Here is a 19,133-nt window from a genome sequence, read left to right on the forward strand (position 1 = left end):
AACTAGCAATTAAATACTATTTCACTTTATCATCGCTTGCATCAGCTGGGTGCGCGTCGGTTACCGATTCAGCTTCAGTAGCTGGCGCTGGCGGAACAATAACTTCTTGAGCCTCAACCGCTTCGACAGGTTCTACATCGGCAACGTCTTGCTTAGCCGCCACGGTTTGTTCTATCACAACTGCTTTACTTGGCTGTGCAGACTCAGGCTGATAAAAGCTTGCACCAGCATCAGCCATCGAAACTAAAGCTGCACACGGCGCAAATACCGGGTTAAAGTTAGCAAAAGTAGCCATTTCTGAGCTTACTTTGTTTGCGCCAAGTTTATCCATATAGCTAAATGGACCACCTAAAAATGGCGGGAAGCCAATACCAAAGATTGCGCCAATATCACCATCACGAGGACTGGCAATAATGCCTTCGTCTAAACAGCGGGCAGCTTCGTTAAGCATTTGTGCCACACAACGTTTAGCAATTTCGCTTTTATTTAAACGTGGTGATGGGCTCACGCCGAGTAATTCGTAAACTGATTCGTCTACTTTTTTAGCTTTCTTATCGTAAAGATAAAAACCACGGCCAGTCTTCCGGCCTAAGCGTTTGGCATCAATTAAACGTGAAAACGCATCGGGTGCTTTAAAACGATCACCGAGTTCTTTTTCAAGAATTGGCGCAATCTTAGAGCCGATATCAATGCCGACTTCGTCTAATAGTGCTAATGGTCCAACAGGGAAACCAAACTCAACGAGTGCCGCATCAATCTTTTCAATTGGCTCACCTGCCAGTAATAAGTTAGCCGCTTCATTCACATAAGGCGCTAAAATACGGTTAACGTAAAAGCCTGCGCTATCTTTAACAACGATTGGTGTTTTACCTTGCTTACGGGCAAAATTTACAATCCGGGCGATAGTCTCTTCTGAGGTGCCTTCGTGTGGAATGATTTCAACCAATGGCATTTTCTCAACTGGTGAGAAATAATGTAAGCCAATTACATTCTCTGGACGGGCAGCTTCTGCCGCAATTTGTGAGATAGGCAATGATGACGTGTTACTAGCAAAAATTGTGTTTGCTTGGCATTCACGTTCTACATCTGCCACCATACCTTGCTTAAGGCTTAGGTCTTCAAATACCGCTTCAATCACTAAATCAATGTGTTTAAAACCACTGTAGTTAGTTGTACCAGTAATTCGGTTCATAGTTTGTTGCAGTTCAGCCTTAGATAAAATACGGCGCTTTTGCTTTTTATCTAAAATTTTATAGCTGTAATTCATGGCATTACTTATGCCCTGCTCTGCAACATCTTTGATACGAACTGGTACACCGGCTTTTACAGCACTAACATGGGCAATACCTGCGCCCATTAAACCACCGCCTAGTACGGCTGTTTTAGTGATTGCTGGAGCGTCGTCGTTGCGCCACTCTTTTTTCATTTCAGTGGTGGCAAAAAATATCCCACGTAATGACTTTGATTCGCTACTCATTACTAAAGTAGCAAAACCTTCCGCTTCTGTTTTATAAGCTTTTAGTTCATCCAGCTCAACACTTGCGCGTATTGCTTTGATAATAGCCAACGGCGCAGGATAATGACCACCGGTTTTTTTCAGTACATTTTCTTGTGCTTTTTTAAAGATGAAGTTTCGGCCAAACGGATTCGATTCTAATAATTGGCTAATACGATCAAGCTTAGGCTTGGCCGCTTTCGCTTTACCTTTTGAAGCAAATTCTTTTGCTACTTTTAGCAATACGGTCTGTGGTACACAATCATCTACCAAACCCGATTTTTTAGCTTGTTTAGCGCGAATTTGTTTACCTGTTAACGTCCACTCAAGGGCTTTTTGCAAACCAACCAGTTTAGGCAAGCGTTGCGTTCCACCACCACCGGGTAATAAACCAAGTTGTACTTCAGGTAAGCCTAGTTTAGTGATATCACTGTCTGTACATACGCGATAATCGCACGCCAAGGCAAATTCTAAACCACCACCCAATGCCGCACCATGAATGGCACTAACAGTTGGAAATGGCAGTTTTTTCATATCAAAAAATGCACGGTGGCATAATTCGCTGATCGCCAGTGCATCATCACGACTTTGCACGTTATCAAGCATTTTTACATCAGCACCAGCAATAAAGTTATCGCTTTTACCACTAATGAATACCATGCCCTTCACTGACTGCTGTTTTGCGTCATCAAGTAAGGCTGTTAAATCATCTGCAAAAGTGTCGCGCAGGGTATTCATTTTTTCGCCCGGCACATCAATGGTGACAACGGCAATACCGCTATCATCAACGTCTAAATTAAATACTGACTGTGTCATTACGCACTCTCCAATACAAAGGCTGCACCTAAGCCACCTGCGGCACACGCAGTTGTTAGTGCTAAGCCACCGCCACGGCGGTTGAGTTCATGTAAACTTTGGGTGATAAGTCGTGCGCCGGTGGCTGCAAATGGATGACCATATGCAAGCGAACCGCCTAAAACGTTAAACTTATCCATGTTAATTTCACCAATCGCTTTGCTGCGACCGAGTTTTTCTTGCGCAAACTTATCTGAGGCAAACATTTTCATGTTCGCTAACGTTTGTGCTGCAAAGGCTTCGTGCATTTCAATTAAATCAAGATCGGCAAGCGTTATGCCAGCTCTCGCTAAGGCAACAGGCGTTGAATGAGCCGGCCCCATTAGCATGTCTTCATTCACACCAATGGCAGAGAATGCAAAGCTACGTACATAACCTAAAATGTTATAGCCTAATGCTTTGGCTTTACTTTCGCTCATCATTAATACCGCTGCTGCACCATCAGTTAGCGGTGTTGAGTTTGCAGCAGTGACTGAGCCATGCTGACGGTCAAACGCTGGTTTTAATTTAGCGTACCCTTCAACCGTTGAATTATGGCGAATATTATTATCTTGTTCGATAAAACTTTTATACGGCGGTAAATGTGCAGTCATCACTTCATCAGCAAGTTTACCATCTGCCCATGCTTGGCTAGCAAGAGTATGTGAACGATGTGCTAAGGCATCTTGATCTTCACGGCTAATACTGTGAGTTTTTGCCATCTGCTCGGCAGTTTGACCCATAGATAAACCAGTTGAATATTCTGCAACCGCAGGCGGTACTGGTAATAAATCTTTTAAACGCAGCTTAGAGAATATTTTTAAGCGTTGCCCTAAGGTACGTGCTTTATTAAGATCAACAAGGCTACCTGCTAATTTTTTACTTACGCCGATTGGCAATACCGATGACGAGTCTGCACCACCAGCAATACCCACTTGCACCGAACCTGCCATGATTGATTCAGCCACATTAGCAATCGCCTGAAAACTAGTGGCACAAGCACGTGATACGGAGTACGCATCAACAGATACTGGCATGCCAGTACCCAATACGATTTCGCGGGCAATGTTTGGCGCTTCTGGCATTTGTACTACTTGACCAAACACTAATTGATCAATTTCAGATTTATCAAAGTTAAGGCGTTCAAGCATTTCGTTAACGACTAACTTCCCCATATCAAGGGCTGGTACATGATGAAATGCAGTTGCTTGTTTAGCAAATGGCGTACGTAAACCACTGACGATGGCAATACGATCGCCCTTTGCTGTTTTTAGTATATTTTGCTCAGACATTAATGCTCTCCCGCTGACAGGTCTGACCTGTTTGTTTTCCTCGATTCTAAACAACCCGTGTGCTAAAGCCAATAGCGAAATTGAAAATAGTATAATTAGTTACCAACCATAGGCTTTTTTTAGCATATTTACAAAAAATACTGCGCTTTCTATGCTAGGGTAAAAATCGTTAAAAAATAACGAACTATTTTGAAAACTTGAGTCTAACACTTGTGTTATAAACTATTTACCCATATTACTAGTTAAGCTTTTATAAACCTTGCAAATCAGGACAGTTTTTTTACTATGGCCACTAACGTATTTTCACAATTAAAAACTTATTTAGATAGCCAAATTATTGGCCAGCCAGAATTAACGCAAGCACTACTTATTGCTATTTTAGCCGATGGTCACTTATTAGTAGAAGGCCCTCCAGGGCTTGCTAAAACTCGCGCAGTAAATGCATTAGCCAAAGGCGTTGAAGGCTCATTCCAACGCGTACAGTTTACCCCAGATCTATTACCTGCTGACGTAACCGGTACTGATATTTATCGCCAACAGACCAGCGAATTCGTTTTTGAAAAAGGCCCACTCTTTCATAACCTTATTTTAGCCGACGAAATTAACCGTGCCCCAGCTAAAGTGCAATCAGCCTTATTAGAAGCCATGGCTGAGCGCCAAGTCACGGTTGGTAAAAACACTTATCCGCTGTCGGATTTATTTATGGTGATGGCAACCCAAAATCCACTGGAGCAAGAAGGTACTTACCCGCTACCAGAGGCGCAATTAGACCGTTTCTTACTCCACCTAAGTATTGATTATCCAGGCGCCGAGCATGAGCTTGATATTTTACGCCTTACCCGTGGCGAAGCGTTGAGCGAGCATCAAGCACCAGCACAACAAATTAGTCAAAGCGATTTATTTGCCTCTCGCAAAGCAATTTTAGGGCTGTATTTAGCCGAGCCACTTGAGCAATATTTAGTGCAACTTATTATTGCAACGCGTGAAGGCGCAAAACTAGACGCCCAATTAGGCAGCTGGATTGAATATGGCGCAAGTCCGCGTGCCACCATCGCCTTAGATAAATGTGCCCGTGCTCATGCATGGTTACAAGGTCGTGACTTTGTTGCTCCAGATGATATTCAAGCTGTGTTACATAATGTTCTGCGCCATCGCATTATTTTAAGCTATGAAGCACAAGCCGATGGTATTACTAAAGATCAAGTCATTAGCCGTATTTTAGAACTTGTTGCCGTGCCATAAACCATGCAAAGCCAATTAGATAACCAACAGTGGCTCAGCCTAAGTCATAGCCATGGGGTCGACTTAGGCTTGAAAGAGCTGATGTATTATAAAGCGAAAGCTCGCTTATTAGAGCTTGCGCCAAAAGTTAAAATTAGAAATAGCCTGACCGGCCAATATCTCGCGCCTCATAAAGGCCGTGGTATGGAGTTTGCTGAAGTACGTCATTATCAACAAGGCGATGATATTCGCTCAATTGATTGGCGCGTTACAGCACGTACTGGCGAAACACACACTAAGTTGTTTCAAGAGGAAAAAGAACGGCCAGTGTTTGTGTTTACAGACTTTTCTAATTCAATGCTGTTTGGCTCAAAGCTATTACTTAAATCTGTGCAAGCGGCGCATATCAGTGCCTTGGTTGCGTGGTCAGCGTGCCAACGCGGCGATCGCATCGGTGGCATAGTGTTTAATCAACACGGTCATTTAGAGCTCAAGCCCAGCGCCCGCGAAAAAGCCGTGTTAAAACTATGCCACAATTTGTGTAATAACCACCAGCAAGCACTCGCGCAGATTGATGAGCCCGCAGACAATAAACTCAGTGATAACCTAAAACGTTTGAATCATTTAGCCAAGCCGGGCAGCTTAGTCTATTTAGTGTCTGATTTTAGCGCCCTTGATGATGCCAGTTTTAAACAACTCGAAATACTGAGTCGACATTGTGAACTGATCGGCTGCCATATTAGCGACCCATTTGAGCATCAGCTACCGGCGTTTAAACAAACAGTCACGGTGAGCGCCAACGGCAGTGACTTTGCGTTACCGCTGATGGATAAAAGTTTTCGTGATAAATTTGCTAAAACTGCTGAGCAAGCATTTACCACACGAATGCAACGCTTAACTAAATCGGGTCTTAATTTAATATCATTCAATGCAGCCACACCTCTTGAGCTGCAATTAGTGAGAAAGTAATATGCAAACCTCTCCATTAGCTGGCCTCCATGATGTGATTGTGCCAAGCCATGTTTCTTGGTGGCCTTTAGCACCTATTTGGTGGCTCATCATTGTCGTGTTACTCGTAACTGTAAGCTTTATAAGTTACCAGTTGTACCGGGCACGGCAGTTTAAAAAAGCCAAACGCCAAGCTATTTCCCTCAGTGAACAACACGCAGAAGATGCCCAGCAACTACATATTTTAATTAAACGCCTGGTTTTACACTATTATCAGCAAAGTGCTGCATCACAAGGCACGAAACAATGGTGTATTACTCTAAATAAGCTGACCGGACAACAATTTACTGAACACGAGCTGATGAGCCTTTATCAATCACAAAGCAATCAAACTGCGCTGGCACAGAAATTAAAACTCGCCATTGTGCAATTTAAATTAAAGGAGCCGCTGAATGTTTGAATTTAGCTGGCCTTGGTTATTTGTATTATTACCGCTGCCTTGGTTGTTGCGCTTATTTAAGCCAGTGCACAGTGAAGGCAATACCCGCTTACGTATTCCAAGCTTCGCCAAACACAATTTAGGCGCGCAAGTTGTCCAGCAACAGGCGCGTGGTATTAGTATATTTGAATGGTTGGTTTGGTTGCTTTTAGTCACCGCTTTAGCTAACCCAACCTGGCTTGATGAGCCAATTACCTTACCTAACGAAGGCCGCGATATCATGCTAGCTGTGGATTTGTCAGGATCAATGACCGAGCAAGATATGGCTTATCAGGGCCAATATGTTGACCGTTTAACTATGGTAAAAGCGGTATTAAGTGACTTTATTGAGCAACGTCAAGGCGATCGTTTAGGGCTGATTTTATTTGGTGATACGGCATTTTTACAAACACCACTAACGCGAGACGTTAAAACCGTAAGCCAAATGCTATCAGAAGCGCAAATAGGCTTGGTTGGCCGTGCCACCGCCATTGGCGATGCGCTGGGCTTATCAGTAAAACGTTTTGCCAGTAAAGATGAAAGCAATCGCATTGTGGTGTTATTAACAGATGGTCAAAACACCGCCGGTAACTTAGATCCAGAAGAAGCCCTACTGCTTGCCCGCGAAGAAGGCATTAAAGTGTATACCATCGGCGTAGGCTCTGATAATCCGCGTGGCTTTAGCTTATTTAATATGGGTGGCATGAGCGGAGGTAGTTTAGATGAAACCCTGCTAAAACGTATTGCCGAACAAACTGGCGGCCTTTATTTTCGCGCAAAAGACGTTGCCGGCTTACAACAAATTTATCAAGAACTTGATAAACTTGAGCCGATCAGCGCTGATGAGCAAACCTTTCGCCCACAAAGTGCGTTATTTTACTTCCCTTTATTAATTGCACTGACCTTGATTGGTCTGCGCGTTATGTTTATCAGTGCAAAAGCATTAAGACAGGAGGCCTAATGGACTTTGAATTTATCCGCCCGACCGTATTGTGGTTATTAGTTCCTGTGTGTTTAGTGTTTACTATTGCAATGATAAAGCACAAGAAAACCAGCCAAGGTGAATTAATAGCAGCTCACTTAGCAAAATTTGTGATCAACACCAACAACCAAAAAAACACGCAACCCATGTGGCTAATTGCCCTCTTTGCAGTGTTAGCCGTTATTTTTAGCGCAGGGCCCAGTTTTGAAGAAAAACAAGTGCCGGTATTTCAAAGCAAAAATGCCCGTGTAATTGTGATGGATATGTCGCTATCGATGTACAGCACGGATATTGCGCCCAGTCGTTTAGTGCAAGCGCGCTTCAAAGCGCTGGATATGATCAAACTATTTAAAGAAGGTGACACTGCGTTAGTGGCCTATGCAGGCACTGCTTATACCATTTCGCCGCTAACCAATGATGCCGCGACGCTTGAAAACCTGATCCCAAGTTTAAGCCCAGATATCATGCCTGATAAAGGCTCCAACGTACTTGCTGGGCTTGATGCTGCAAAAGAGTTATTAACACAAGCCGGATACCTTGAAGGCGATATTATCTTAGTAACAGATGGTATTGAACAAAGTGAGCAACAAGATATCAGCCAATTTACAGACGCTAACCCTTATCGATTAAACATTTACGGTATCGGAACAGAGCAAGGCGCGCCAATTAAACTTCCTGAAGGTGGGTTTTTAAAAGATAGTTACGGGCAAATTGTGGTGCCCACCATCAACATCAGTATGCTTAATGGTCTAGCAAGAAACAGTGGCGGTAAATTTGCGACTTATCAACCGAGTGCCCGCGATATTCAAATTTTTGCTCCCAGTGCAAATAGTGAAATACTGAAAAATGAAAAACAAAGTCAAGCGCTCTGGCGTATTGATGCGGGGATTTATGGCTTGTTTATTTTACTGCCAATGATGCTGTGGATTTTTCGCCGAGGAGCTTTTGCAGCTGCATTTTTAGTGGTGAGCTTTTTACCGCAACACAATGCTTATGCAGTAGAGCTGCCTTCGGTCTTTAAAAATCAAGATCAACGTGCGCTGGACGCTTATCAACAAGGTGAATATGAGCAAGCTGCCACAGCAAATTCTAGTCAACTAAAAGGCGCTGCGCTTTACCAGCAAGGTAATTTTGATGCTGCATTGGCACAATTTAGCCAAGATAAAAGCGCCACTGGTTTATATAATTACGGTAATGCTCTAGCAAAGGCAGGCAAGCTCGACGAAGCAATTGTCGCCTATCAGCAAGCACAAGCTTTGCAAGACGACTTTACCCAAGCAAAAGAAAATCAGGCACTTGTTGAGCAATTGAAAAATCAACAGCAACAGCAGCAAAATCAACAAGGCCAAGACGGCGAACAAAACCAAGATCAAGACCAAAAAAGCCAAGATGGTGAACAAGGTCAAGATCAGCAAAATAAAGATAAGTCACAGCAAGGTGAGCAGCCAAATCAGGATCAGCAATCTCAACAAGGCGATGAATCTGAGCAAAGTGATGAACAGCAGACTGATGATAAACAGCAAGATGGCAAACCATCTGATCAACAAACTGATAAGCAAAACGATCCACAAATGGAGGCTGAACCTCAGCAAGGTGATAAAACTGATGAGCAACAGCAACAAGATGCGCAAACCGAGCCCAAAGATGACTCTGCAAACGATGATAAGCAGGCGCAGCCACAAATGACTCCTGAGCAACAGCAACAAGCTGAAGAAGCGGCAAAGCAACAAGCTGTGCAAGCGCAAACCGCAGAGCTTACCAACGAAGAAAAAGAGAAAGCGCAGCAGCTTAGTCAGTTATTGCGAAAAGTACCCGATGATCCCGCAATCCTGTTACGTAACAAAATGCAATTAGAAGCCCAAAAACGAAACAATCAACGCCGTCCACAAGGAGTCGAAAAATCATGGTAATGCGATTAATCTGTTGTTTATTGCTTATCAGCGCTATGCCCTCGTGGGCCGTTACGCAATTACAAGCCAGTGTTGATAAAAACCCGGTACTAGCGGGTGAATTTTTTATGCTCAATATCAGTGCAGATGACACCATAAAAAATGATCAACCTGATACCTCTGTCCTGTTAAAAGACTTCGTGGTTGGCCGCACCAGTGTCAGCACCCGCACAAACATCATTAATGGTAGTATTTCAAAAGAAACCACCTGGTCTATTAAACTTATGACCCGCACTGCCGGTGATTATACAATCCCAGCATTTAGTGTAGCAGGTGCCAGCTCTGCGCCCATTGCATTAAAAGTGGCTGAACGCAGTAAAGATGCGCAGCAAAACAACGATATTTTTATTAAAGCATCGCTTTCAAGTGACAGCCTATTTGTTCAAGAGGCAGGGCTTTACACGGTTAAGCTATATCTTGCCAAAGAGTTACTTGATGGTAATTTAAGTGCCCCTGCGATGCCCGATGCGCAGCTAAGTCAAATCGGCAAGCAGACTGAAAACTATGAACTTGTTGATGGTAAGCGTTACTTAGTGATCACTCGCGAGTATTTAGTACAGCCCCAAAAAAGTGGTAGTTACACGATTCAAGCACCAACTTTTCAAGGTCGAATTCGCCAAGACTATCGCCAATTAGATGTATCTGCACTGGGTGATAATGTCGATATTGAAATTAAACCGATACCAAGTGACTACCAAGGTGCATGGCTGCCTAGTGAATTAGTTAATTTAGATGAGCAATGGCAACCCGCTGACGACACAGTAGAAGTGGGTACACCTATTACGCGAACGCTGACCTTAACTGCACTTGGTATCACCAAAGAGCAACTACCTGATATTGAACTACCTGAAATCAAAGGTATTCGCAGTTACCCAGATGAAAAAGAAAATAATCATTTGGTTCGCGATGGTCGGGTAATATCACAACAAACAGCCTCGTACGCTTTGTTACCGCAGATGCCAGGCACTTATACACTGCCAGAGGTAAGCGTGCCTTGGTATAACACTAAGATTAACCGGATCAGTTATGCAACATTACCAGCTCGTACTATTACAGTAACACCTAGTAGCACAAGCACTCCAGCAGCCGTTGCTGCGCAGCCACTTACGCCATCACAAAGCGCAACAACAGATGCTGCAGCAATAAGTTATCAAGCAACGCCGATAAATCAGTATCCGCTATGGTTAATTATTATCAGTGTGATTGGTTATTTATTATGGTTTATTACCTTGATTTTATGGTGGCGCAGTCAATCTCAGCGCAGCTTGATGCAAGCAAAGCCGACAGTAACCCATAGTGATTCATCAATTTCATTAGATGAATTAAAGAAACACGCTAAAAGCAATGATGTAAGTGCCTTTTATCAGGCGCTAAATCGTTACGCAATGCACTTAACAAAACAATCGAGCGGTGCAATAGACAAGCTTGAACAACTAGCTGATAATGCACAGCTTAGTCAACATATTGCTAAACTACGGGCTGCACTCTATAGTCCTAATGATACAGATGTTGATTTAATTGCGATTGTCGGCATGTTAGAAGAGCAACGTAAAGTACAAAAAAAATCACAACAAGCTGTATTAAAAGGACTTTATAAATAGAGTTTAAGTGACGGGGAGCAATCCCCGCGCTCAAATAGTAAATAACTTAAAATAAATAAAAAAAGTGCTTATGCTTGGAAATGAAAACTCTAAAAGTCAGGTCTTAGTTGATATGGCAGAGAAAAAAACACGCTATGAAAAACTTGTTCATGTTTATCATAGCGAATTATATCGCTTTGCTTATTGGCTCTGCCGCGACCCTAATATTGCCGAAGATCTTGTCCAAGAAACATTTTTACGTGCTTGGCGATCTCTGGATTCATTATTAGATCAAAAAGCAGCTAAGCCATGGCTATTGACGATTTTACGCCGGGAAAATGCCCGTCGTTTTGAACGCAAACAATTTGATTATAGCGATGTTGAAAACGACACCTTAGTTGACGAAAAAAGCGTCACCTTGGATGACGAAATGGAACAAACAGTGATCCAACGTCACATCGCTAAGTTACCTGATGAATACCGCGAGCCATTATTATTACAAGTAGTTATGGGCTGCTCCGGTGAAGAGATAGCAGAAATATTAGATTTAAATAAAAACACGGTTATGACGCGTTTATACCGCGCCAGAAACCAGTTAAAAGAGGCATTGAGCCGTGATGATGAACAACTTAAAGGGGCATCAAATTAATGGATGATCTCGAGTTTCGTCGCCGAATTAGCGCACAGCCAAACAGCACAGATAAGGAGCTTGTGGAGTTTGCAGAGCAACACTCTGAGCGACAAGAATTTATTAATGATATGCAGGCCTTTGATTTAGAGCTTGCCAATGCACTTGACGTACCGGTGCCAGCAGGTCTTGCCGAGCGTATTTTGGCAAATACCGCAGCGCATGCACAAAACGAGTCGCTCACAACTGAGCAACTCAACCAAGCACCAGCTGATATCAGCGCGCAAACACCGCCGCAACGAACAGATAATGTAGTTGAGGCAAGTACACGTTTTAAACGTGCTCGTTTACCACTTGCCATGGCAGCCTCAGTATTAGTGGCTGTGGGAGCATTTTTATTTAGCAGCGAACAAAATGTCGCGTACGCAGCTGGCGAACATGCGCTTGCTCATGTTTACTATGAAATTAATTCGCTGCAAAAGACCGAAGCAATCAGCTTAGCAACGGTAAATGAAAAATTTGCTGTGTTAGGTGGCCATTTAGATGAATTGCCAGGTAAAGTGACTTACTTAATGTTTTGTGACTTTAAGGGCCAAAAGGGGTTGCACCTGGTTTTTGAATCAGACTATGGCCCGATGACGGTATTTATAGTGCCATCAAAACAGCAATCGTTTGGCATCGGCGACGATGATTTTCAAGACGATCGTTTTGAAGGCCATATTAACCGTGGTGCTGACGCAGATACTATTTTAGTAGCAAGTCTTGGTGCGCCATTAGAAAATTATAATGATCGTATCAATGGTGCGATCCGCTGGTTAAATTAACCTTCCTTTTGCATTGCCGTTATTATGGCGGCAATGCAATTTATACCTTCACGAAACAATCGTTATATTCTTCCCGCTTTAACCAATAATTGCTTTTAAATTAGTCTATTGACCAAGCTACTGAGCATTTTAGAGCTAATTCAGTTTGTCGCTATTTATCTAATTCCTGAACTACTTTAGAATCGCCGTTCTAATTTGTTTTAAGGAACTTCATGAAAAACCTGATTGTTATATTTTCATTGCTTGCTCTATTATGTACTGCAAGTTTTGATGCACAAGCACGTAAAAAGTTTGGTAGTAAAAAACGAGGCCAAACACCAGAAACACAACAAACCGCACAAAAACAACAAACAGATACCAATACCCTCGCCCCTGCTGCAAAACCAAAATCAAGCAAAAAAGGCATGATGGCAGGTATTTTTGGCGGCTTATTAGCCGGTGGATTAATCGCCGCAATGATGGGCGATGACTTTGAAGGGATGCAACTACTTGAGATAATTTTAATGGCAGGTATTGCCTTTATTATCTTTAAACTTGTCATCGGTATAATGCGTCGTAAAAACGCCCCTGTAATGGCGCATGGCCAAGGAGCATTTACTGCACCGCAAATGAAACAAACTGCGCCTGAGCACACCACTACAAGTGGATTTAGTCAAACCAATGACGTACCGTTTAATTTACCCGCTAACTTTGATACTAACGGCTTTTTACAAGGTGCGCGTAGCCATTATCATACTTTGCAAACAGCATGGAATAATGCTGACTATGCAACGATGGCTGAATACTTAAGCCCTGAACTAGTCGCTGAATTTAAAGCGGAACGTGAAGCGATTGACTGCGTTGCAACTGACGTGATGTTTATTGATGCAGAACTTGTACGTGCCGATACCGACGCACAAAAATGGCAAGTAAGTGTTCGTTTTAAAGGAAAGTACCGTGACTTAGGCGATAATAAAGAACAGCCTATTTTAGAAATTTGGCACTTAGAGCGTGCCACCAGCGATGATGCGCCTTGGCTGATTGTTGGTGTTGAAGATTTAATTGACGCGTAGTTCTAGGTTCTAGGTTCTAGGTTAAAAAATAAAACCGCACAACAATAAGTTAGTGCGGTTTTTTATTTCAATAAACGCTATTTAAATAAGATTATTTACAAACGTCTGCAACAGCATTTGCAAAGTAATCGATATTAGCTTGACTGATACCCGCTACGTTAACGCGGCTTGAACCAACAATGTAGATACCGTATTCTTTTTGTAGGCGCTCAATTTGCTCTTTATTAATACCTAAGAAAGAGAACATACCGTGTTGACGGTCAATAAATGAGAAGTCTTGAGCAATCTCTTTTGCCGCTAGACTGTCTTTGATCAAAGTACGTAGGCCATTGATACGGTTGCGCATTTCATCAAGTTCACTGTGCCATTGCTGTGTCAGTTCTGTACTGCTTAAAATAGTATTTACAATATCTGCACCGTGCGCAGGTGGCATTGAATAAATGCTACGTACCACACTTAACATCACAGAGTTTGAAATGTCTGCTGTTGCGCTGTCTTTAGCAATGATTGAACATGCACCAATACGCTCGCGGTATAAACCAAAGTTTTTCGAACATGACGAACAAATGATTAACTCATCAACTGCATTGGCTAAAATACGTAAACCGTTTGCATCTTCTTCAAGGCTTGAACCAAAACCTTGGTATGCAATATCAACCAGCGGTGTAAAGCCAACATCTTTTGCCAGTTCAGCAACCGTGTTCCACTGTGCTTCGTTTAAGTCCATACCACTTGGGTTATGACAACATGCGTGCAGTAATACCACATCACCTTTTGGCACTTGGGTAAGGGTTTCGATCATTTCATCAAATAATAAATCTTTGTTTTCATAATCGTAGTACGGGTATTCTTTAACTGTTAGGCCAGCGGCTTCAAACAAGCTAATGTGGTTTGCCCAAGTAGGATTAGTAACCCACACTGTCGCACCTGGATTACAGCGAACGATAAATTCAGCTGCAACACGCAGTGCACCTGTACCGCCTGGAGCTTGTGCTGTACGAACACGATTAGCTAATAACGCTTGGTGCTCACCTAATAATAGGTTTTCCATTTTTTGGCAGTAATCTAAGTTACCCGCCAAACCAATGTATGATTTGCTAGTTTCGTTTTCAAGACGAAACGCTTCAGCTTTTTTAACTGCTTTTAATACCGGCGTATTACCGAATTCGTCTTTATAAACACCAACCCCTAAGTCAATCTTATTTGGGTTAGTATCTTGCTTATAGGCCGCCATAAGGCCAAGAATAGGATCAGTGGGTAATGGTTTTAATACTGAGAACATTGACTATCTCTTTCATTATTTAGGGGTTAGCTGTTGCACTTAGCTTAACATAAAAGCTCACTAGATTGACTAGTGTTATTTACACTAAAAAGTGAGGAATTTTAATACAGCACGCAATTAATAGCGCTAATGTTTGCTGGTTGAAAAAATCGTTATTAAAGGCTTCGCCATCAACAATACCAACGCAGCGATTTGCACTGTCAAAAAGCGGTAAACAGGCTTCTGATTTTACTTTAGGGTCGCAAGTATAATATTCACCACCCGCAGCCAAATACTGCTCAACGTTGTTGATCACTCGCCCTTTACTACTCAGTGCCACCTGCACATTATTACTACCAGCAGCAAATGCTTCTGTAAGCGGAAAAAGCGGTCGGCTTGGCGCGCCAAAGTAAGCCAGTTTAAGTAATTGCTGACCCTCAGGTGTTGCTGTACTTTGGTAAATGCCGTACCAATCAACCTTAGTTTGCGCTACAACGTAATCAACAATTAGTTGTAATTGAGCAAGCTTTTGCGTGGTGTGCTGATCTTGCGGTAAAAAATCAGTGAGTTTAAACGGCTCATCTTGTAAGTAACCAAATAAACTGCACGCCCCGCCTTCACCCAATTCTGGTATTTGATATTGCCAGCGTACCGCAGGAAGCGACTGATTTGATAAATAGCTTTCGAGCTTAGTAAGCTCAGCAGAGACTAACTGAGCAGGCACATCTAATTGCGCAAGAGATAAATAAGAAGAAACCATTTAGCCATCCAAACATCTAAAAAATGAATCATAGCATGGCTAAACAATCACGACTAGCTTTGTTGTTGCACCAATCGATAACACATTTCAATTTGATTACCCGATGAGTTATAAGTCACCTGCTCTGCTATTTCTTCTAATATCGATAACCCACGACCGTGCTCGCGATTATTACTGTTAGCATTACTGTCGGTGCTTGCAAAACCATTGCCAGAATCGCAAATTATAAAATACAGGCTCAATGTATCAGGGCAATAACGTATATCCACAATGATCAATGCATCAACGAGCTTAGCTAATGTTGCCTCTCGAAGTTGATAATACTCAATAAAACCATCCTCTTTATTTTTAATCGCTGAATCGAGTCCTAATACACCGTGATCAAGTGCATTGTTATATGCCTCAGAGAGCAGTAAAAAAATATCAGAGCGGTGCTCTTTTAGCCCGCCAACTTGGGTGATCACTTCGACGATTTCAAGCACCGGGTCGGTTTGTTTTATTTGCCGAGAATTAAGCGTTAAAGAAAAATTAAAGGGTAACCGAGAGTAAGCGGCTTGCTCTTCAGCCGCAGCAGGAACCGCCATGCAATTAAAAAGCACTAAACTAAGGTCATCCTGTTGTTTGCTACCATGAGCAAACTTGGTCACTTGCGCGATCACATCTTGACTAGTCACTTTAGGCTTGCTTGCAAGTGCCTTTATAAAGCGTTGCTCTGCAAAAAATTCACCGTTTTCATTGGTGGTTTCTATAATACCGTCGGTGGCCAGCGCCAAACGCATACTGCTATCGACTTCAAAATGAATTAATTCACGTTCAAATTCGTCGCCTTCTAAAATCCCTAAAGCCATGTGCTGTGACTCTAAGGTTTTTAATACGCTTCCTTGTTGATCAATTAAATAAGCGTCAGGCAAGCCACCAAGCCAAGCTGAAACACTTTTCCCGGAGCTACTTAACTCAATAATTGTCGCGGCACAAAACATATGCCCGGGCAATAATTGTACTAATACGGCATTAACTTCTGCGGCAATATCACTGACCGCCATGCCTTTATTAACCATAGTGTAAAACACTTTCGATGCCGGTAATGCCCCCACCGCAGCTGCTAAACCATGGCCAGTAAAATCCCCAAGCATACAATACAAACTACCAATTGGACTTTGCCCAACCAAACACATATCACCATTAAACATAGAAGCCGGTGAAAGATGAAAATCAATGTTGTTGGTAAACTTATTTTGGTTTTCTAAGGCATTATTAAAAATATGCTCAACTATTTCGTGCTCGCACTCGGTTTGATTGTAATGATATTCTAATAACTTATTTTGTTCGTGGGTCTTTAAGCTCAGCTTACGGGTACGGCTGTGGGCTTTTATTTTCGCGGTTAAAATTACTTTATCAAACGGTTTATGAATAAAGTCATCACCACCGGCTTCCAAGCAGTGCTCAAAACTACTATGATCTTCCAAAGAAGTTATAAAAATAATTGGTAGGTGAACATCGTTGTATAACTGCTTAATTTTTGTCGCTGTTTCATAGCCATCCATCACTGGCATTATTACATCGAGTAGCACAATATCAATGCTCTGCTGTGCTAATATTGCTAATGCTTCAACACCGTTAGCGGCAGTCGATACCTCGTAATTTTGTTGCACCAGCATTACTTTCAAAAGCGTACAATTAAGTGGCTGATCATCAACAACGAGAATATGCATTAATCAATATCAAACTTTTTATCAAAACGTGATATTTGCAGGATTTTTTTCAGTTGCGGCTGACAATTACTGATTTGAATTGCATCAACTGAGGTACCCAAGGTCTTTTTCATATTCAGTAACATACCAAGTGCGGAGCTATCCATGTAATCTGTTTCTCGCAAGTCAATTACGACCTTAGCGGTTTTTTCATTGATATCGGAATACGACTGTCGAAATGACTGCACTAAATTAAAGTCGAACTTCCCTTTAATTTGAATAGTCAGTGTAGCACCATCTGCTGATGCACTCTTACTTAGACCCATTAGTTAACTCCTGCTCAGATTATCCATTCTTAATTAGTATTAAATATAACTTGTTAATGATAAATCACCAAAAATAAAACACCCTATGCACAAATTTGTTTTAGATTTGATATTATCTAGGCCATTGTTTATTTAACTTTTTAAATGCAGGTTAAGCATGAGTGATAGTAATCTCGTTTATTCAACCGAAACAGGCCGTATCAGCCAACCAAAACCAAGCACAGAAGTGGCTAGTAAAGTATTTAAAGACGGCGCCCTGCGCATCGAACGCCAAACCAAAGGCCGTAAAGGTAAAGGTGTTATGTTGGTAACTGGTATTGACAGCGAGCAACACGATTTAAAAAAACTCGCCAAAACCATTAAAAGTAAAATGGGCCAAGGCGGCGCGGTAAAAGACGGCATCATTGAAGTACAAGGCGACGACCGCGAAAAACTCAAAGCCATCCTCGAAGCACTCAAATTCAAAGTGAAAATTGCCGGAGGGTGAGCCGCCGGTTTGCCTATAAAAAGCAGAGACTTGATGACCTAATTGCATATATGTACTTTCTTAATTTATGATCAATGTATTGTAATACAAAGAAAAACATCAGAGATAAAATTGTCTACTCCCACACAAAGAGAGCTTAAATGATATTAGATAATCTACCCAATAAAAAACTAGTCTCTGCTCTAAAAGCTAGTGCAGCTTTGGATATAGAGCTTTGTGAAGACGAATACCTAAGGTGCTTTTCTTACAAAGCTAATTGGGCGCCAGGGATAGACGTTGCTTCATATGAAAATGGTGGTGGTGATGAAATCGTCATTGTCATAAAAGGTGATGCTATTTTAATTAAAGGCTTCGATCATGAATCAGAAGTTAGTCCTCATGCTCAAGAAGAGTTTAGAATTTGGCCAGGGATGTATGAAGGGGCTCCTGAAGAACTGCTCGGCGTTTTAGATAACGATTTCTTCGAAATAGCTCATGTGACCTTTTGTTTTTGGCGTACTTCCAACTCAGGGTCATGGCAACAAGGAACTGTTAATTTCCAAAACAATGAAGATAACGGAGCTAGTTGGCTGCTCCCTGCAATCACTATAACTCCAGAATATTTTATTGAGTATGCGAAGGACTACTACCAAGATGACTTTAATAAAATAACACCAGCTAGGGTACACCAAGTATTCAGCGAATATGAATAGCACAAAACTTTATCGGTGCTGTTGATACAATAAAACAAAGTAATAAAGTAATAAAGTAATAAAGTAGCGTGGTAACTTGCTTCGCTTGTTCCTCGCGATTTAGCCACTCTCATTTTACCGCCAACTGCAGCGTTAATTTAACTGGAGCAACACTCAATTATGGATGATGTATCGAAGCAATTTAAACCAGTAAAAAAACGGTTTTATCTCATATTGCTATTAACTGTTGTATGCTTTTCAAGTGGCTTTATTCTTCAATATTTTGATATTGAGTTTCTAAATCCTTTTTATGGTGCATTAATCGGAGTGCTCGTATTTAACATTGGTATTTGGTTGTATTACAGGTGTCCAAAATGTAACTCGATTCCATTTGCATCAGGTAGTGAAGGCGTAGAAATCAGACCTAAACTCTGCCATAAATGTGGTGCTAAATTCAGGTCAAAATAAACTAATCGATAGCATCAAAGCCAAGCGGCCTAATGCGGAGCAATAAAAGACAGCATCATCGAAGTTCAAGCGGTTGAAAAAGCATTATCTCAATGTGATGATGTTCGTCTAGAAGATATTGCAGATGATTTAGGTGTCGGTTATTCAACGTTACAACGCTGGATAGCACTCGCAAAGAAACATCAA

At 41.9% G+C, this 19,133-nt stretch carries 17 protein-coding genes; 11 read left to right on the plus strand and 6 right to left on the minus strand.

Annotation, left to right across the window (positions count from 1 at the left end):
- Window positions 1-16: 16 nt before the first annotated feature.
- Both fadJ and fadI read right to left on the minus strand, forming a co-directional pair.
- Window positions 17-2,311 (minus strand): fatty acid oxidation complex subunit alpha FadJ, encoded by a 2,295-nt coding sequence (gene fadJ, locus H5200_RS12470; protein ID WP_182761610.1) that lies wholly within the window; start codon window positions 2,309-2,311, stop codon window positions 17-19.
- Window positions 2,311-3,621 carry an acetyl-CoA C-acyltransferase FadI gene (gene fadI / locus H5200_RS12475; RefSeq protein ID WP_145240359.1) on the minus strand — a complete coding sequence of 437 codons (1,311 nt, stop codon included), beginning with the start codon at window positions 3,619-3,621 and terminating at the stop codon, window positions 2,311-2,313. The genes fadJ and fadI overlap by 1 nt, the downstream gene beginning before the upstream one ends.
- 285 nt (window positions 3,622-3,906) lie before the next feature.
- Between fadI and H5200_RS12480 the strand changes: the two genes are divergently transcribed.
- The 9 genes from H5200_RS12480 (at window position 3,907) to H5200_RS12520 (ending at window position 13,283) form a co-directional block, all read left to right on the plus strand.
- Window positions 3,907-4,863, plus strand: a complete 957-nt coding sequence (locus H5200_RS12480; protein ID WP_182718611.1) for a MoxR family ATPase — start codon at window positions 3,907-3,909, stop codon at window positions 4,861-4,863.
- Window positions 4,864-4,866: 3 nt separating this feature from the next.
- The gene (locus H5200_RS12485) at window positions 4,867-5,811 is read left to right on the plus strand and encodes a DUF58 domain-containing protein (RefSeq protein ID WP_145240355.1); all 945 of its coding nucleotides are present in this window, start codon (window positions 4,867-4,869) and stop codon (window positions 5,809-5,811) included.
- Window position 5,812: 1 nt separating this feature from the next.
- Complete coding sequence (locus tag H5200_RS12490; RefSeq protein WP_145240353.1) at window positions 5,813-6,250, plus strand: DUF4381 domain-containing protein; 438 nt, start codon at window positions 5,813-5,815, stop codon at window positions 6,248-6,250.
- A complete protein-coding gene (locus H5200_RS12495) occupies window positions 6,243-7,229 on the plus strand; it encodes a VWA domain-containing protein (protein WP_145240351.1) in 987 nt (328 codons plus the stop codon). Before H5200_RS12490 ends, H5200_RS12495 begins: the two co-directional genes overlap by 8 nt.
- Window positions 7,229-9,160, plus strand: a complete 1,932-nt coding sequence (locus H5200_RS12500) for a VWA domain-containing protein (protein ID WP_182761611.1) — start codon at window positions 7,229-7,231, stop codon at window positions 9,158-9,160. The genes H5200_RS12495 and H5200_RS12500 overlap by 1 nt, the downstream gene beginning before the upstream one ends.
- The gene (locus tag H5200_RS12505) at window positions 9,154-10,800 is read left to right on the plus strand and encodes a BatD family protein (RefSeq protein WP_182718609.1); all 1,647 of its coding nucleotides are present in this window, start codon (window positions 9,154-9,156) and stop codon (window positions 10,798-10,800) included. Before H5200_RS12500 ends, H5200_RS12505 begins: the two co-directional genes overlap by 7 nt.
- Before the next feature lie 70 nt (window positions 10,801-10,870).
- Window positions 10,871-11,428 carry a sigma-70 family RNA polymerase sigma factor gene (locus tag H5200_RS12510; protein WP_182718608.1) on the plus strand — a complete coding sequence of 186 codons (558 nt, stop codon included), beginning with the start codon at window positions 10,871-10,873 and terminating at the stop codon, window positions 11,426-11,428.
- Window positions 11,428-12,231: a DUF3379 family protein gene (locus H5200_RS12515; RefSeq protein ID WP_182718607.1), complete on the plus strand. Its 804-nt coding sequence runs from the start codon at window positions 11,428-11,430 to the stop codon at window positions 12,229-12,231. Before H5200_RS12510 ends, H5200_RS12515 begins: the two co-directional genes overlap by 1 nt.
- A gap of 212 nt (window positions 12,232-12,443) precedes the next feature.
- Window positions 12,444-13,283 carry a Tim44 domain-containing protein gene (locus H5200_RS12520; protein WP_182761612.1) on the plus strand — a complete coding sequence of 280 codons (840 nt, stop codon included), beginning with the start codon at window positions 12,444-12,446 and terminating at the stop codon, window positions 13,281-13,283.
- Between the two features lie 91 nt (window positions 13,284-13,374).
- Here H5200_RS12520 and H5200_RS12525 read toward each other — a convergent pair whose 3' ends face one another.
- The 4 genes from H5200_RS12525 to H5200_RS12540 all read right to left on the minus strand — a co-directional run bounded on the left by H5200_RS12525 (window position 13,375) and on the right by H5200_RS12540 (window position 17,321).
- Window positions 13,375-14,565 (minus strand): amino acid aminotransferase, encoded by a 1,191-nt coding sequence (locus H5200_RS12525; protein WP_149983417.1) that lies wholly within the window; start codon window positions 14,563-14,565, stop codon window positions 13,375-13,377.
- Window positions 14,566-14,644: 79 nt separating this feature from the next.
- A complete protein-coding gene (locus H5200_RS12530; RefSeq protein ID WP_182761613.1) occupies window positions 14,645-15,304 on the minus strand; it encodes a histidine kinase in 660 nt (219 codons plus the stop codon).
- Window positions 15,305-15,357: 53 nt separating this feature from the next.
- The gene (locus H5200_RS12535; protein ID WP_182761614.1) at window positions 15,358-17,016 is read right to left on the minus strand and encodes a fused response regulator/phosphatase; all 1,659 of its coding nucleotides are present in this window, start codon (window positions 17,014-17,016) and stop codon (window positions 15,358-15,360) included.
- A complete protein-coding gene (locus H5200_RS12540; RefSeq protein WP_145240332.1) occupies window positions 17,016-17,321 on the minus strand; it encodes an STAS domain-containing protein in 306 nt (101 codons plus the stop codon). The genes H5200_RS12535 and H5200_RS12540 overlap by 1 nt, the downstream gene beginning before the upstream one ends.
- 157 nt (window positions 17,322-17,478) lie before the next feature.
- On the opposite strand from H5200_RS12540, the gene H5200_RS12545 reads away from it, so the two are divergent.
- Both H5200_RS12545 and H5200_RS12550 read left to right on the plus strand, forming a co-directional pair.
- Window positions 17,479-17,808, plus strand: a complete 330-nt coding sequence (locus tag H5200_RS12545; protein ID WP_145240330.1) for a stress response translation initiation inhibitor YciH — start codon at window positions 17,479-17,481, stop codon at window positions 17,806-17,808.
- A 140-nt stretch (window positions 17,809-17,948) separates the two neighbouring features.
- Complete coding sequence (locus H5200_RS12550) at window positions 17,949-18,500, plus strand: hypothetical protein (protein ID WP_182740823.1); 552 nt, start codon at window positions 17,949-17,951, stop codon at window positions 18,498-18,500.
- Window positions 18,501-19,133: the final 633 nt, after the last annotated feature.

The organism is Pseudoalteromonas sp. SG43-7 (genome assembly GCF_014164295.1).
Lineage (GTDB): Bacteria > Pseudomonadota > Gammaproteobacteria > Enterobacterales > Alteromonadaceae > Pseudoalteromonas > Pseudoalteromonas rhizosphaerae.